At 58.2% G+C, this 14,684-nt stretch carries 12 protein-coding genes and 2 pseudogenes; 5 read left to right on the top strand and 9 right to left on the bottom strand.

The genetic code is table 11. The features are described from left to right. Window positions 1–34: 34 nt before the first annotated feature. Entirely contained in the window at window positions 35–454 is a 420-nt protein-coding gene (locus ACR0JG_RS13870) for a secondary thiamine-phosphate synthase enzyme YjbQ (protein WP_480570510.1), read from the top strand. Between the two features lie 30 nt (window positions 455–484). On the opposite strand, the gene ACR0JG_RS13875 is transcribed toward ACR0JG_RS13870, so the two are convergent. The 8 genes from ACR0JG_RS13875 to ACR0JG_RS13910 all read right to left on the bottom strand — a co-directional run bounded on the left by ACR0JG_RS13875 (window position 485) and on the right by ACR0JG_RS13910 (window position 9,449). Continuing rightward, complete coding sequence (locus ACR0JG_RS13875; protein WP_170733469.1) at window positions 485–1,255, bottom strand: SDR family oxidoreductase; 771 nt, start codon at window positions 1,253–1,255, stop codon at window positions 485–487. Further along, complete coding sequence (locus tag ACR0JG_RS13880) at window positions 1,252–2,292, bottom strand: zinc-dependent alcohol dehydrogenase (protein WP_480570513.1); 1,041 nt, start codon at window positions 2,290–2,292, stop codon at window positions 1,252–1,254. The genes ACR0JG_RS13875 and ACR0JG_RS13880 overlap by 4 nt, the downstream gene beginning before the upstream one ends. Next, the gene (locus ACR0JG_RS13885; RefSeq protein ID WP_480570516.1) at window positions 2,289–3,389 is read right to left on the bottom strand and encodes a mandelate racemase/muconate lactonizing enzyme family protein; all 1,101 of its coding nucleotides are present in this window, start codon (window positions 3,387–3,389) and stop codon (window positions 2,289–2,291) included. The genes ACR0JG_RS13880 and ACR0JG_RS13885 overlap by 4 nt, the downstream gene beginning before the upstream one ends. Further along, on the bottom strand, window positions 3,389–4,384 hold the full coding sequence (locus ACR0JG_RS13890) for an ABC transporter permease (RefSeq protein WP_170403549.1): 996 nt from the start codon (window positions 4,382–4,384) through the stop codon (window positions 3,389–3,391). Before ACR0JG_RS13890 ends, ACR0JG_RS13885 begins: the two co-directional genes overlap by 1 nt. A gap of 3 nt (window positions 4,385–4,387) precedes the next feature. After that, window positions 4,388–5,365: an ABC transporter permease gene (locus ACR0JG_RS13895; RefSeq protein WP_170403552.1), complete on the bottom strand. Its 978-nt coding sequence runs from the start codon at window positions 5,363–5,365 to the stop codon at window positions 4,388–4,390. Beyond that, on the bottom strand, window positions 5,350–6,885 hold the full coding sequence (locus ACR0JG_RS13900) for a sugar ABC transporter ATP-binding protein (RefSeq protein ID WP_255612040.1): 1,536 nt from the start codon (window positions 6,883–6,885) through the stop codon (window positions 5,350–5,352). The genes ACR0JG_RS13895 and ACR0JG_RS13900 overlap by 16 nt, the downstream gene beginning before the upstream one ends. A gap of 67 nt (window positions 6,886–6,952) precedes the next feature. Then, a complete protein-coding gene (locus tag ACR0JG_RS13905) occupies window positions 6,953–7,927 on the bottom strand; it encodes an ABC transporter substrate-binding protein (RefSeq protein ID WP_170396129.1) in 975 nt (324 codons plus the stop codon). A 55-nt stretch (window positions 7,928–7,982) separates the two neighbouring features. Beyond that, a complete protein-coding gene (locus tag ACR0JG_RS13910; RefSeq protein WP_480459264.1) occupies window positions 7,983–9,449 on the bottom strand; it encodes an aldehyde dehydrogenase family protein in 1,467 nt (488 codons plus the stop codon). Between the two features lie 238 nt (window positions 9,450–9,687). Between ACR0JG_RS13910 and ACR0JG_RS13915 the strand changes: the two genes are divergently transcribed. Together ACR0JG_RS13915 and ACR0JG_RS13920 are read left to right on the top strand one after the other, a co-directional pair. After that, entirely contained in the window at window positions 9,688–10,716 is a 1,029-nt protein-coding gene (locus ACR0JG_RS13915; protein ID WP_170396944.1) for a LacI family DNA-binding transcriptional regulator, read from the top strand. A 10-nt stretch (window positions 10,717–10,726) separates the two neighbouring features. Continuing rightward, entirely contained in the window at window positions 10,727–12,364 is a 1,638-nt protein-coding gene (locus ACR0JG_RS13920; protein WP_480570519.1) for a GMC family oxidoreductase, read from the top strand. Between the two features lie 140 nt (window positions 12,365–12,504). On the opposite strand, the pseudogene ACR0JG_RS13925 reads toward ACR0JG_RS13920, so the two are convergent. Then, window positions 12,505–12,693: pseudogene (locus ACR0JG_RS13925) on the bottom strand (cupin domain-containing protein); the annotation flags it as partial. A gap of 19 nt (window positions 12,694–12,712) precedes the next feature. Here ACR0JG_RS13925 and ACR0JG_RS13930 point away from each other — a divergent pair. Both ACR0JG_RS13930 and ACR0JG_RS13935 read left to right on the top strand, forming a co-directional pair. After that, a pseudogene (locus ACR0JG_RS13930) lies at window positions 12,713–13,309 on the top strand (recombinase family protein). Window positions 13,310–13,396: 87 nt separating this feature from the next. Next, on the top strand, window positions 13,397–14,392 hold the full coding sequence (locus ACR0JG_RS13935; protein ID WP_480570523.1) for a recombinase family protein: 996 nt from the start codon (window positions 13,397–13,399) through the stop codon (window positions 14,390–14,392). Window positions 14,393–14,684: the final 292 nt, after the last annotated feature.

Raw genomic sequence — 14,684 nt, forward strand, 5'->3', positions numbered from 1 at the left:
GCGATCGCGTGAAATCAAGGAAAGGGCCTGCTGGATGAAGCAACAGTTTTTTGACCTGTCCATTGAAACGCCGGGCAAATCCCTCATCGACATCAGCGGGATCGTTCAGCGTGCGGTGTCCGAACACGAATTTGTCTCGGGCCTGCTGACCCTTTGGTGCGTCCACACCGGCGCCGCGCTGTTGGTGCAGGCCAATGCCGATCCCGAAGTGCTCAAGGATATCGAGACGTTCTTCGAGAAACTCGTACCCAAGTCACCAGGCAAGTATCACCACCGCCCGACCGAGAACGACAACGCTCCATCGCATCTGCGGGCGCTGTTGACGCAAACTCAGATATCGATCCCGGTCGAACAGGGGCAGCTTCCGCTGGGGCGCGTACAAAGCCTGTACCTGTTCGAACATCGGGAAGCACCCAAGGCACGCCGATTGAAGGTGCACTACATCGGGACGTGATGCCTTGGATCACATGGGGCGTTGGCAGTGCTAACGCCCCATCCAGCCCCCGTCGACTACAAGGATTTCACCGTTGACGAAGTCCGACGCAGCAGAGGCCAGAAAGACCACCGGTCCGGCAAAATCAACAGGCGTACCCCAACGGCCTTGGGGTGTTCGTTCCAGGATCGACTTCGACCGGACCGGATCATCCCGCAGGGCTTGGGTGTTGTCGGTCGCGATGTAGCCAGGCGCGATCGCATTCACGTTTACGCCCTGCCCGGCCCATTCGTTGGCCAAGGCTTTGGTCAGCTGTCCAATCCCGCCTTTCGAGGCCGCATAGCCCGGAACGGTGATGCCACCCTGAAATGTCAGCAGCGATGCAGTGAAGATGATCTTCCCCGAGCCGCGCGCCAGCATGTCCTTGCCGATCTCGCGTGACAGAACGAACTGCGAGGACAGGTTCACCTCCATCACTTCGTCCCACCAGTCGTCCGGGTGTTCGGCGGCGGGTTTGCGTTTGATCGTGCCGGCATTGTTGACAAGTATATCAGGGGCTTGTCCGTCGGCCCTCAACTGATCAATGAACCCATGCAGCGCGGCGCGATCCGAGAAGTCGCATTGGTAGGCCCGGAAATTGCGTCCCATCGCCGTCACGGCTTTTTCGACATCCGAGCCAGACAGCTCGAGCGAGGCGGACACTCCGATGATATTGGCTCCGGCCGATGCCAATGCTTCGGCCATACCGCGCCCGATACCGCGTTTGCACCCGGTCACAAGGGCCGTCTTTCCCGTCAGGTCGAAACTTTGCAAAACACTCATGAACGCGGTCCTACTTCGATCAGGCTTTTCATTGCGGTTGGGCTGCGATCCAGTGCTTCGAACGCGGCCTGGATGTCTGCCAGAGGGCTGACGTCCGTGATCACAACATCCGCGTCCACTCCGCCCGAGGCGACAACTGCAATGGCTTTCTCGTAATCCTCTGGCTCATAGACCCGAGCACCGATCAGTTGCAGCTCTCGCCAGAAGAACTGGAACAGGTCGATCTGGGGCTTTTGAGCATGGATCGCGACCATTACGATCCGGGCCCGAGTCGCTGCAACAGCGGTCATCGCATCAACACCGGGCTGCGTTCCCGACACTTCGAAAACCACATCTGCCCCTTTGTCGCCCGTGCGCGCGTTGATTGTGGACACCAGATCGGTTTCGATTGGGTTGATCGTGTCAAAGCCAAGTTTTTCAGCTATCGCAAGACGGTTCGGATTCACTTCGGAAATTACGACATTTCCACCCGCGTCCCGCGCAACCATGGCAACCAGGATGCCAATCGGGCCGCCGCCGATAACGACAACGTCATCTCCAGGTTGCAGGTCAGACAGCCGCACATCGTGGCAGGCAACGGCAACCGGCTCGATCAGCGCCGCGTGATCCATGCGCAAGTCATCCGGCAGAACGTGCAACGTGTGGGTCGGAACAGTCCAGATCTCTTGCATCGCGCCATCGGTGTCGAGGCCGAGAAACTTGAGATTCTGACAGATATGCTGATGCCCCCGCTTGCAAGCTGGGCATTCTCCGCAATGATCAAGCGGTCGGACAACGACCTTCTGGCCGGGTTCGACCGTATCGACGCCCTCGCCCACCGCTTCGACCACACCTGACATCTCATGCCCAATCACCCGGTTCAGGCCGACGCGGGCATCCATGTTGCCGTGGTAGACGTGCATATCCGTCCCGCAAATCCCACAATAGGCAACACGAATGGCAGCCTCGCCGGGACCCGGATCTGTCGCTTGGGCTTGCTCTACTGCAAAGCTCTTATCGCCCCTGTAGTATGCGGCAGTGATCGTCTGGGTCGTCATCTATGCATCTCCTTGTGTTCCGCATTCAATTTATCCCAGTCGAATTCCACTCCGGTTCCCGGGGTATCCGGGGCCACGGCCAGACAGTCTTCGACAACTAGTGGATGGGTCGTGTACTGGTCTATCGGGAATGAGTGTACTTCTAGCCAGCCTGCGTTGGGTTGCGCAGAAACAAGGCTGACGTGCAGCTCCTGCATCCCATGACTGCAAACCGGAATGCCGTGCTGTGCGCTTAGCGCGGCCACGCGCAGCCAGCCGGTGATTCCACCGCAGTTTGAGGCATCGGGCTGGATAAAACTCAGTTTCGCGTCATCAAAGGCGTATTCAAATTCGTGTATGGTGTGCAGGTTTTCACCCATGGCAAGGGGAACGCCCGTCGCTTCGACAATCCGACCATAACCTTTGTAATCGTCTGGAATAGTCGGTTCCTCGAACCACAGAATATCGCAATCGGCGAACCCTCTGGCAGCCACAATGGACTGTTCAACGCTCATAGAGTAATTCGCATCGACCATGAAGAACCGGTCCGGCCCCAGCATCTCGCGCACCGCCCGGGCACGTGCAAGATCGTCGGCCAGGTCTGGTTGACCGACCTTGATCTTGACTGCGTTGAACCCACGCGCAAGGTACCCTTCGGTCTGACGCAGCAGTTTCTCCAACGAGAAATTCAGGTCGATCCCGCCGGCATAGGCCTTGCACCTTTTCGACGCTCCACCGGCCATCTGCCACAAAGGCGCATTCTGCGTTCTGCCGCGAATATCCCACAGTGCAATATCTACGGCCGAGATGGCAAACGAGGCGATCCCGCCCCGTGCGACGTAGTGCACGTGCCACTGCATGGTATCGTACAGGCTTTCGATCTGTTCGGCGTCTTGTCCAACAAGGAACGGTGCCAGGTCATGCTGGATCATCGCCAAGATGGCATGGCCACCCTTGCCCCCGGTATAGGTATACCCGACCCCCTCGACCCCATCCGAGGTTTGAATGGTGACAGTGATCAATTGAAAAAACGTGTGATCCCCATGTTTGGCATCGACTAGGACTTCGGCGAGCGGAACGTTGAACAGCCGCGCTGATACACTTTCTATGCGATTCATTAACCTAAGACCTTCTGCTGCCTGGCAATAACCCGAGACTGTAGAAGGATGACCGCAAATAGAAAGCCTCCACGTATGACCATTTGCCAATAGGCACTGAAACTGATGGTGCCCTGACCGTTTTCAAAGTTTAGAACGTTGAAGACCAGCCCCAGCAACAGCGCGCCAGCGACCGTCGCAGGGATCGATCCCATCCCACCCGTCAACAAAGTGCCGCCTACAACCACAGAAGCGATGGCTGACAATTCCCATCCGATGCCTTCAAGGGGTTGCCCAGCTCCAAAACCCGAGGCCAGAAAGACTCCAGCTAGCCCCGCACAGCCACCCGACAGCAGGTAGACAAAAGCCTTGGCGCGATTGACCTTCAGACCCATGAGGTTCGAGGCATCCTCGCTGCCACCGATCGCCAAGACGGTCCGCCCGATGGTTGTTCTTTCCAGCACCAGCCAAAGTGCCAGAGTCAGTCCGGCCACGATGACGATCGCCCATGGAAACAGACCAAAGGCCTGCCCCATGCCAAGCTTGGTGAAGTTCGACCCCCAATCGACCGAAATTGTCTGGGCGCCCGAAATCACCAATGCGCCGCCTTTTGCGGCCAGCATGGTGGCCAGCGTGGCGATGAAGGGCGGGATCCGAAGGATGATTATGCAAAAGGCGTTGATCGCCCCGAAACCAACCCCGGCAAGAACGGCCCCCGGCAACGCAACCTGAATCCCATACGGGCTGAGATAGGCCGCAACAACCGAGGTAAACGCCGCCACGGATCCGACCGACAGATCAATCCCGCCGGTCATGATCACAAAACACATGCCCAGCGCAATCGCGATGAACATCGCGTTGTAATTCAGGAAAGACGAGAAATTGTAGGCGCTGCCAAAGTTGTCATAGCGCATCAGCCCGAACAGAATCAAAGCCAGCAGTGCGATCCACACCGTCACCGAGGCCGAATTACGTCGAAGGTATTTTCGCAGGTCAAAAGCCGTTTCATCCAACATCGATTAAACCCTCCGAAACTGCTGGACCCAAACGGCCAGGATAATGATGACGGCCTTGGCGATCAGTGCAACTTCGTCCTCTACCCCGTTGGCCAACAATGTATATTTGACCAACTGGATGATGACGGCACCCAGTATGGCACCAAAGATCGGCGCTCGCCCGCCTTGCAAAAGAGCCCCGCCAACAACCGCGGCCGCGATGGCATCAAGCTCCATCAGATTGCCGTTGCGCGCGGCGTCCGAGGCCGAGTTGATTGCAACCACGATCAAACCGGCTAGGCCCGCAAGCACCGCGCAGATGACATAGGCCCCGATCTTGACCCGTCGGACGGGACCACCCGACAGATAGGCCGCACGTTCATTGCCCCCTATGGCCAACAGGTAACGGCCCCATGTGGTTCTGGTGATCACCCAAAACAGCACACAGGCAATGGCCAGCGCCAGCCAGCCCTGGAACGGCAAACCAAGCACTTTACCAGTTCCAAGATAACTGAATGAAGGGTTTGAAAACGTCTGCAGGTTCCCGTTCGTCAAGACTTGGGCAATACCGCGACCAGAGATGAAGAGAATGAGCGTCGCAACAATGGGCTGCACGTTCAACACGGCAACCATCACGCCGTTGAATACCCCGCATAGCCCCGCAATGAACAGCGGCAGGACAATGGCCAAAGTGACGCCTAGCATCGGATTGGCAGCGCCCAGATCCGACAGAAAGATCAGCGGAGCAAGCGCCCCCGCCAGCGCCATGACCGCCCCAACCGACAGATCGATCCCACCCGTGGCGATTACCAGCGTCATCCCCATGGCCACGATGGCGATCGTAGCGACCTGGCTGATATTTACGAACAGGGTTTGCAGTTGCAGGAAATTAGGTGTGAAAAACGCGTTGAACACTAATAGGGCGACCAACGCGGCGATGCCGCCGTGAAAGCGGAAGGGCATTGATGCGACCCGTTGCGGCAACTTCATTGCGCGGTCCATGAACCAGTTCCTTCTTCATGATGCGCAAGCGCGCGCACCAGTATGTTCTCGGTGACCCCGGGGTTGGTCAGTTCCTTGACCGAGCGTCCCTCGTGCATGACAACGATGCGGTCAGCGCCTTCCACCAGTTCTTCGAATTCCGAACTGATGAGGACGACACCAAACCCCTTCTCGACATAAGACCGAATGAACGATTGGATCTCTCGCTTGGCGCCAACATCCACGCCTCGGGTCGGCTCGTCGAGTATCAGGATGTCGGGCTGCGTCGCCAGCCAGCGGGCAAGCAACACCTTTTGCTGGTTGCCGCCGGACAACTCGCGAATGGGCTGGTCCATATGCGCCGCCTTGATGCCCAGATCGTCGATGAACGCCTGAACGATTTCGCGCTCGCGGGCAAAGTCGATTTGACCACGGCTGGCCAGTTTCGGCAGCAGGGCCAGCGTCATGTTCTCGCGCACGGACATGTCTGGAATGATCCCTTCGGCCTTGCGATCTTCGGTCAGAAAGCCGACGCCGTTCGCGATCGCGTCACCCGGTCCGGACGGTTGACCGACCGTGCCATGCAACTCGATTGCGCCGCTGCGTTTCCCGTCCACTCCGAACAAAGCGCGCGCCGCCTCGGTCCGGCCAGAGCCCAGCAATCCGCCCAGCCCAACGATTTCCCCGCGGTGGAGCGTGAGGTCGAAATGCGTCAGCCGCGGGCCTGTTGAAACAGAGTCCGCCCGCAAAACGATATCGCCTTTCTTGGCCTTGGCACCTGCGAAGTCCGTCAGACCGTCTGCCGCGATCTCATCCTTGTTGCGGCCCAGCATGTCCGCGATCATTTCCAGTTTGGTCGTGTCCTGGACGTTACGCCTGCTGACGGTGCGCCCATCTCGCATCGTTGTGACTCGATCGCATATTTGGAACAGCTCATCGAGGAAATGCGAAACATAAAGAACAGACACGCCCTGTTTCTTCAACTCGCGCACAACACCGAACAGCACCTCGACTTCGCTGGCATCCAGCGACGACGTAGGTTCATCCATGATGACAAGTTTCGCATCCAGCGATACAGCCCGCGCAATTGCAACCAACTGCTGGATCGCTGTCGAGAAATTTCCTAACGGCTCGGTCACGTCGATATCTATGCCAAAGCGCGTAAGCACCTCGCGTGCGCGCCTGTTGCCCTCGCGCCAGTCGACCAGAAAGCCGAGACGTTTGGGCTCGTACCCCATGATGATGTTCTCGGTCACTGACCGCAGCGGTACCAGGTTGAGCTCTTGATAGATGGTGGCAATTCCGGATTCCTGCGCTTCGCGCGGAGTGGAGATGCGGCTCGGCACACCCGCCAGATGAACGTCGCCGGCATCCCGATCGTAAACTCCGGTCAGAACCTTGATCATCGTCGATTTTCCGGCACCGTTCTGGCCGATCAGCGCATGAACCTCGCCGGGCGCGATTTCCAGGTTGGCCTGGCTCAGTGCCGGTACGCCGGCAAACGACTTTTCAATTCCCGACATCGAGACGAGCGCATTCATGAGATGTCTTCCTCCGATTGCTTGCAGGCGGCGCCGACCACAGGCCAGCACCACCCACCAGGGAGAATCAATAGGCTTCGTCGATGTGATCGGCCGCATTGTCCTTGGTAAAGATGCGATCTTCGACTTTCACCCATTCCGGGATCGCCTCGCCAGCTGCGTATTTTTTCATGACTTCACAAGCCAGAGGGCCGAAGAAGGGTGAGCTTTCCACCGTCACCCCCATCTTGCCATCGATAATAGCCTGAAGTGCATCGCGTGTCCCGTCGATCGAAACGATTGTCACGTCCTCGCCGGGCTTGCGGCCGGCCAGTTCCAGAGCCTGGATCGCACCGATTGCCATCTCGTCATTGTGGGCGTAGACCACGTTCACATCGGGGTGCGCCTGCAGCAGGGTTTCCATCACCTGACGACCCAGGTCGCGCGCAAAGTCACCGGTCTGAGAAGCCACGATCTCAAAGCGGTCATCCGCTGCAATCGCGTCGTCGAAACCTTTTTTGCGGTCATTTGCAGGTGAAGAACCAGTCGTGCCCTCCAACTGGACGATGACGCCATTGTCGCCGTCGAAATTCTCCATCAGCCACTGTGCGGCCCGGTTGCCCTGATCAATAAAATCCGACCCAAGGAACGCCACAAAATGCTCGCCCGGCTTGGCAACGGCCGGATCAACCGAGCGGTCCACCAAAAAGGTCGGGATTCCCGCTGCACGGGCCTTCATAACGGCTGGGATCAACGGCTTTTCTTCCCGCGGGGGCAGGAACAGAACGTCGATGCCTTGGGCGATCATGCTGTCCACATCCGCAACCTGCTTGGCCGCAGATCCGGCCGCATCCGTCGCGATCAGATCCCAGCCACAGGCCTCGGCTGTGTCATGGAAAGATTTCGTTTCGGCAATGCGCCACGGGTTGTTCGATTCCATCTGCGCAAAGCCGACCTTGTAGCGATCCTTCTGCTCAAGCGGTGGCAGATCCTGCGCGATCACCGTGGTGCCCAACAGCGCACCCGCGACAACCGTCGAGATCAAAAGAGTTCTGCGTTTCATGGTTATTCCTCCTCCATTGGTGCGGTCGCCTCCGTTTTGACCGCGAGTTCTCAGGTCATGCCCAATTCATGTATGTCGTCTGTTTCCTCAGATAGCCATCGAAGCCATACGCGCCGTCTTCGCCCCCAACCCCGGACAAACCCCAACCGGTGTGAAATCCCTGTACGGCCTCACCATTGGAGCGGTTCAGGTACAATTCGCCGAACTTCAAACGGCTCGGGGCCTCCATCAATCGCCGGTGCGATCCCGTAAAGAGATAGGCAGACAGCCCGAATGATGTGTCATTCGCAAATTCTATCGCCTGATCAAAATCTTCGACTCGCATGGCTGTCGCCACAGGGCCAAAGACCTCCTCTTGCATCGCGGCATTGCCGTTGTCTGAGACCTCAAGAACCGTCGGGGACATCCAGTGTCCTTTGCGGTGCGCACTGTCCAACAGGGGCCCGCCTTCCAGATGGACCGTGGCACCTTCCGTGATGCTGCGCTTGATGATTTCGTCGACCTTGGACACCTCGGCCTTGCTGACTTTGGGACCCAGATCGCAGTCCTCCATCGGATCCCCGATCGACAAAGCACGGGCCGCAGACACGAATTTTTCAAGAAACTGATCCGCAATGCCGCGATGTAGATACATACGCTCGTTGCAGGTGCAAATCTGGCCGCAATTGGCAAACCGGGCGGCAATCGCGGCCGAAACGGCGGCGTCAATATCCGCATCCTCCATCACGATGAACGGAGCCTTGCCGCCAAGCTCGAGCCGGACAACCTTGATCCGGTCGGCCGCGGCGCGAAAAATCTCTTTACCGGCTCGTGTGCTGCCGGTCATTGTGATCAGTGAGGTATCGGGGTGTTCGACCAACCGCTGCCCTACCACCGGCCCCTTGCCTGTCAGAACATTCAGAACACCGGCCGGAAACCCGACCTTTTCGGCAAGCTCGGCGATCGCGAGACCGGACAGCGGCGTGATTTCGTGCCCCAACAGAACAACAGTATTGCCCGCGACCAGCGCAGGCCCGACTTTCCTGGCGGCCAATGCCAGCGGATAGTTCCAGGCCGTCAACGCAACAACAACGCCATAAGGATGACGCCGGATCTGGATTTCCTCGGACTTGTTGTCCGATGCCACTATGTCACCCGAAATCCTCCGGGCCTCTTCAGCCGCATGGCAAAGAAAGGTAACAGCGGCATCAACTTCACTTCGGGCCTGCGTGATCGGCTTGCCCTGCTCGACCGTGATCAGAGCGGCCAGACGCCCGGCGTCAATCCGGATGGCCTCGGCCAACCGCTGAACCAGTCGCGCCCGCTCGATCGCCGGGCGCGAGGACCACGAGCCAAAAGCACGATGGGCCGCCTCGACGGCCGCATCCGCATGAGCGGCACCGCCATCTGGAACTTGCGCAAAGATCTCTTCATTTGCAGGGTTCTCGACACCAACCGTGTCCGCGTCAGAGTCGGTAAAGCGGCCATCGATGAACATCGAATGCCGAACCACCTGACCCAACTCCCCCACAACAGACCGCAATTTCGCCTCCCGCGTTTGCTCGGTCAGACCACATTGGCGACCGCACTGCCGATCAAAACACTAATAATATTATTTCGTCAACACTAATATTAATTACTATTCACTAATATTAGTTGCGTGTCCTCCGCATAGTCGATAAAAAGGAAGCGAACAAAAAGGTTGAGCGATGAACGATCAAGCGAACAAGACCGGGCAGCACAGGGGCGTGGGACGAGTCGCGGGCCGGCAGCGCATAACGATGCATGATATTGCACGCGTCGCCGGGTGCTCACAGACGACAGTATCGCTCGTTCTAAACAAGAACGATTCCGTCAAAATCTCCGAGGACACAAAGCAAAGAGTCCTGGATGCCGCCAACACGCTTGGATACGCCATGCCCTCTCAACTCAGGAAACCCCAGGACAGCGCGCCTCGACCCTCGGCGTTAGACGGCACCATCGCTTTTGTCGTGGACGATCTGGCGTCGAGCCCCGAAATGGTAAACGCGTTTAATGGCGTGAAACAGGCCGTTCGGGACACGGGAAATCTTGTATTGCTGGCAGAAACCCAAAACGACCCCGAGGTCGAACCCAGAACGCTTAGGTATTTCCTCGACCAACAGGTTGCGGGCATCATTTACGCAACCGTTTTCACCCGGCGGGTGGTCGTTCCGGAAATACTCAGGCAGACCGCAACCCCGGTTCTGCTGCTGAACTGCTTTTGCGACGACCTCTCTTTTCCTGCGGTGATCCCCGGCGAAGTCGCTGCTGGACATACGGCGACCAACGCCCTGATCAAGGCGGGGCACAAACGAATCGCCACCATCACCGGCGAGCCGTTCATGGAATGCGCCGCAGGGCGAACGACCGGGTACAGAAACGCCCTTGCTTCCGCCGACATCCCATTTGACGAGGATTTGGTCATCGAGGGCAACTGGCTGCCCAGCGCAGGCTATGCTGCCACGCGCGAATTGATGGACCTGCCCTCTCCGCCAACCGCCATTTTCTGTCAGAATGACCGAATGGCAATCGGCTGCTATGAGGCGCTCAAGGAACTTGGCCTATCCATCCCCGAAGACATCTCGGTCATCGGATTTGACGATGACGAAACCGCGCGACACCTGTCGCCCCCCCTGACCTCGATGATCCTTCCAACTAGGGCGATGGGACGCTGGGTCATCGAACAGTTGTTCCACGGTCCGACGGATGGTCAGCGACACCCTCTCGTGAAGCTTGAATGCGAACTGGTGGAGCGCGACTCGATCAGCGAACCCAAACGCCGGGCCTGAAGGCGAACTCATGACGGAAACCTTCGATCATATCGTCATCGGCGGCGGCTCTGCCGGCGCAGCCGCTGCAGCGCGACTGGTCAACCAGGGCAAGTGCAGGGTTCTGGTGCTGGAGGCCGGGCATTCGCACCGCCATCCGTTGCTGGACATGCCGCCGGGTATCTTCAAGATGATCAACGGGTCCAAGTTCATGACCTACCACCAGACCGAACCGCAGGACCACCTGGACGGTCGCGTGCATGACATTCCGCAGGCCAACGTGCTGGGTGGCGGGTCGTCTGTGAATGCCCAGGTCTATATGCGCGGCCGCCCTTCTGATTATGACGCGTGGGACGACCTGCTACGACAGACCAACGACGGGGTCGGCTGGGGATGGGATGATGTGCTGCCCTACTTCCGTAGAATGGAAGACAATAACAGGCTTCACAATGACCTGCATGGCAGCAACGGTCCGGTGCAGGTCTCGGATCCGGGGCATATCGACGACATGTCACGTTGGTTCGTTCAGTCGGTCCAGGCCCTTGGCGAACCATTCAACACGGATTTCAACGGCGCAACGCAGCGCGGTGTCGGGTTCTATCAGTTCACCAATCGCGCCGGTAAGCGCAGTTCGTCGGCCTATGCTTTTCTCGCCCCTCTCGAGACGAACCCGAACTTGACCATCCAGCTTGGCGCAACGGTCAGCAAAGTCATCATCGAAAACGATAAGGCCGTCGGCGTGCAGTATCGAGACAAACGCGGAGCCCACACGGTCCGGTGCGATGGTGAAGTTGTCGTTGCGGCGGGCGCTCTGGTGACGCCAAAAATCCTAATGCTATCAGGCATCGGACCTGATGCACATCTTGCCGATCACGGTATTCCCGTGATCTGCCCATTGCCTGGGGTTGGCCAGAACCTGATCGACCACCCCGAAGTTCCAATTACCGCCTTTGCCAACGGTCCCTACGGATACTTCAAACAAGGTGAGGGCTGGCGGATGCTTCGCAACGGCATCCAGTTCAAACTGTTCGGCAGCGGACCGGTGACTTCCGCCGGAGTCGAAGCCGGCGCGTTTGTCAATCCGTCGATTCCTGATGGAGAACCAACCATTCAAGCTTTTTGCGTGCCAATTGTTTATCTGGATCGCGACGCTCTGGACGAGGTGCAGGATGACTTTGGCCTGACCGTTACGACCGTCGTGGTCAAACCGAAATCACGCGGAGAGGTCCGGCTTCGCTCGGCCGATCCTCACACCATGCCAGTGGTCTCGCCCAACCTTCTGAAGCATGAAGACGACATGCAGGAGATGATCCGGGGGCAGCGGTTCTTTCGCCGGGCATTCACGTCGGGCCCGCTTGCTCAAAGGGTTCGCGAAATCGTCATTCCCACAGCGGACGACGACCAGACGCTACGAGCACATTGTAAGCGATTCGTAAAAACCAACTATCACCCGGCGGGCACTGCCAAAATGGGCCGGGACGGCGACGGAATGGCCGTGCTGGACGCCAGGATGCGCGTGCGCGGAATTGAGAGCTTGCGGGTGTGCGACATGTCAGCCGTGCCCGACATCAACGCCGGCAACACAAACGCACCTGCCATGATGCTGGGCGAACGATGCGCCGACCTGATTCTCGGCATCGGATCAGCCCGCAAGATACGCAATTCCTAACCTGAGCTGCGGCGTCGCCCGTCATTGATCCGATTTCTAACGCAGAATATGGCGTCGCCCTGCCCGACCCACCGAAAATAGACTACCCTGCCTCAATGCGCAGAACGTGGCCAAAGGTCATGGCGCGGACGGAAAACGCCTTACAGAAAATTGTCCCGCCTGGGCGTGAAGCAGTCGATCAACTCTCCGGCAGCCAGGCAAACAAAACCATGGCTTACACCGGACGGAATGATCAGGCTGTCACCGGGCTCCAACGCTCGCTCCTGATCTCCGATGACAAAGTTGAACCGCCCGGATCGCACAAATGTCGACTGCACATGCGGATGGGCTCACCGGAAAGGTGGCCAAATGAGCCCGCGCCGCAAAATCCGATGCGCGATTTACACGCGCAAGTCATCTGACGAGGGGCTGGATCAGGACTTCAATTCCTTGGACGCGCAACATGAGGCCTGCGCGGCCTATGTCGCCAGCCAGCGACACGAAGGCTGGATCCTATTGGCCAAGCATTACGATGACGGCGGCCTGTCGGGCGGCACACTCGAGCGACCCGCCCTGAAGCGCCATATTGAAGAGATCGATGCAGGGCGTATCGACATGGTTGTGGTCTACAAGATCGACCGGCTGACCCGGTCGCTCGCCGACTTCTCGAAGCTGGTCGAACGGCTGGAACAGGCGAACTGTTCCTTTGTCTCGGTTACATAGGCCTTCAATACCTCCTCATCCAAGGGCCGACTGACCCTGAACGTGCTGTTGTCCTTTGCTCAGTTTGAACGGGAAGTCACCGCCGAACGTATCCGCGACAAAATCGCGGCGTCCAAGAAAAAGGGACTTTGGATGGGTGGCAACCTGCCCCTCGGCTATGACCGCCACCCCGATCCGAAGGCAAGAACGCTGGTGGTGAATGAGGAGGAGGCCAGAACGGTCCGGCATCTGTTTGGGCTTTAAGGCGAGCTGGGTTGCCTGCGCAAAGTAGAAGAACGGGCAACGGCAGAAGGGCTGCGGTCAAAACGGGTTGTTCTGGCCGACGGAAGCGTGAAGGGGAATCGTCCGCTGTCACGCGGCCAAATCTATTACCTGCTGCGCAACCCGGTTTATCTCGGAAAAATTCGCCACAAGAATAAGATCTGGGACGGACAACATACGGCGATCATCGACCAAGGCGTTTGGGACCGGGTACAGGAAAAAATGCGACAGGCCTCCAATCGCTCCCGTGCACGCGGCGGCTCCGATACGCGCCAACACTCCAATGACCCCGGCGCCTGGCTCACCGGTCTGCTGCAGGACGAAACAGGTAATCGGTTGACGCCAACCCACACCACGCGCAAAGGCCGACGGTTGCGCTATTACGTCTCCAATCGACTGATCTCGGGTGGCAAGGATATCTCCGGCTGGCGACTGCCCGGCCCGGCGCTGGAACACGCAGTCATTGATGTCATCGTCAGACATCTGCAAGACGCCGCCGCCGCGCACCAGGTGCTGGCGCAACCGGAGGCCGGGTCAACGGAGGCAGTTCAGACTTCAGCTGCGGATTTAGTAACTCGGCTTCGAGGCCAAGGCGCTCAGGTCGGTGCTGATATTCTGGCCAACGGCAGAATTGCACGCGGACAGATCGACCTCGAATTGAACCCTAAAACTCTGGCAAGCGCACTTGGCATCGCGGCCGATCATCTGAACCCGGATCTCACACACATCACCTCATCCTTCGATCTGCGACGACGCGGCGTCGAGGCCAAGGTCATCGCTGGAGACATGGCACCCCAACCCGATCCCCACCTCCGGTCCATGCTGATCCGCGCTCATGGCTGGGCGCGTGATCTAAAAGCCGGCGTTCAACTGATGGAAATTGCCCGCCGCGAAAACCTCCCCGGCGCCTTCATCCGTACCCGTGCTCAGCTCGCGTTTCTTTCACCGAAGATTCAGGTCGCGATTCTCGACGGCGCTCAGCCGACCGAATTCACACTCAAGCGTCTTGTCAGCATGACCCACCCACTAGACTGGTCTGAACAGGAACGCCTGTTCGGCTTCTGACATCTCCAAGTCCTTCGTCCCTGTTACAGGGTTTGCCCTCCCTGATCCGTAGGCACAATTCCCTGTTCCCACGAGAAAATTCCCTGTTCCACCTTTTAGGGAATTTGCAACATAAACCTCTGGAAAACATGCAGTTCCGATAGGAGAAATGACGGAACTCAGACCTGTTTCACGAAAATTCCCTGTAAATTGCCGGGTATCAGGGAAATCCCGCCCAAAGCGACCCCGCCAAAATGCGCCACAGAGACTGCGGCCGGAATTGCGCTCTGAGTGTGCGATCTGCTCCGTCTCT

This window comes from Ruegeria sp. AD5, assembly GCF_056542345.1.

Bases quoted from the DNA above. Each gene is read 5' to 3' on its own strand.
- ACR0JG_RS13870 (WP_480570510.1), top strand. From the start codon at position 35: ATGAAGCAACAGTTTTTTGACCTGTCCATTGAAACGCCGGGCAAATCC.
- ACR0JG_RS13875 (WP_170733469.1), bottom strand. From the start codon at position 1,255: ATGAGTGTTTTGCAAAGTTTCGACCTGACGGGAAAGACGGCCCTTGTG.
- ACR0JG_RS13880 (WP_480570513.1), bottom strand. From the start codon at position 2,292: ATGACGACCCAGACGATCACTGCCGCATACTACAGGGGCGATAAGAGC.
- ACR0JG_RS13885 (WP_480570516.1), bottom strand. From the start codon at position 3,389: ATGAATCGCATAGAAAGTGTATCAGCGCGGCTGTTCAACGTTCCGCTC.
- ACR0JG_RS13890 (WP_170403549.1), bottom strand. From the start codon at position 4,384: ATGTTGGATGAAACGGCTTTTGACCTGCGAAAATACCTTCGACGTAAT.
- ACR0JG_RS13895 (WP_170403552.1), bottom strand. From the start codon at position 5,365: ATGGACCGCGCAATGAAGTTGCCGCAACGGGTCGCATCAATGCCCTTC.
- ACR0JG_RS13900 (WP_255612040.1), bottom strand. From the start codon at position 6,885: ATGAATGCGCTCGTCTCGATGTCGGGAATTGAAAAGTCGTTTGCCGGC.
- ACR0JG_RS13905 (WP_170396129.1), bottom strand. From the start codon at position 7,927: ATGAAACGCAGAACTCTTTTGATCTCGACGGTTGTCGCGGGTGCGCTG.
- ACR0JG_RS13915 (WP_170396944.1), top strand. From the start codon at position 9,688: ATGCATGATATTGCACGCGTCGCCGGGTGCTCACAGACGACAGTATCG.
- ACR0JG_RS13920 (WP_480570519.1), top strand. From the start codon at position 10,727: ATGACGGAAACCTTCGATCATATCGTCATCGGCGGCGGCTCTGCCGGC.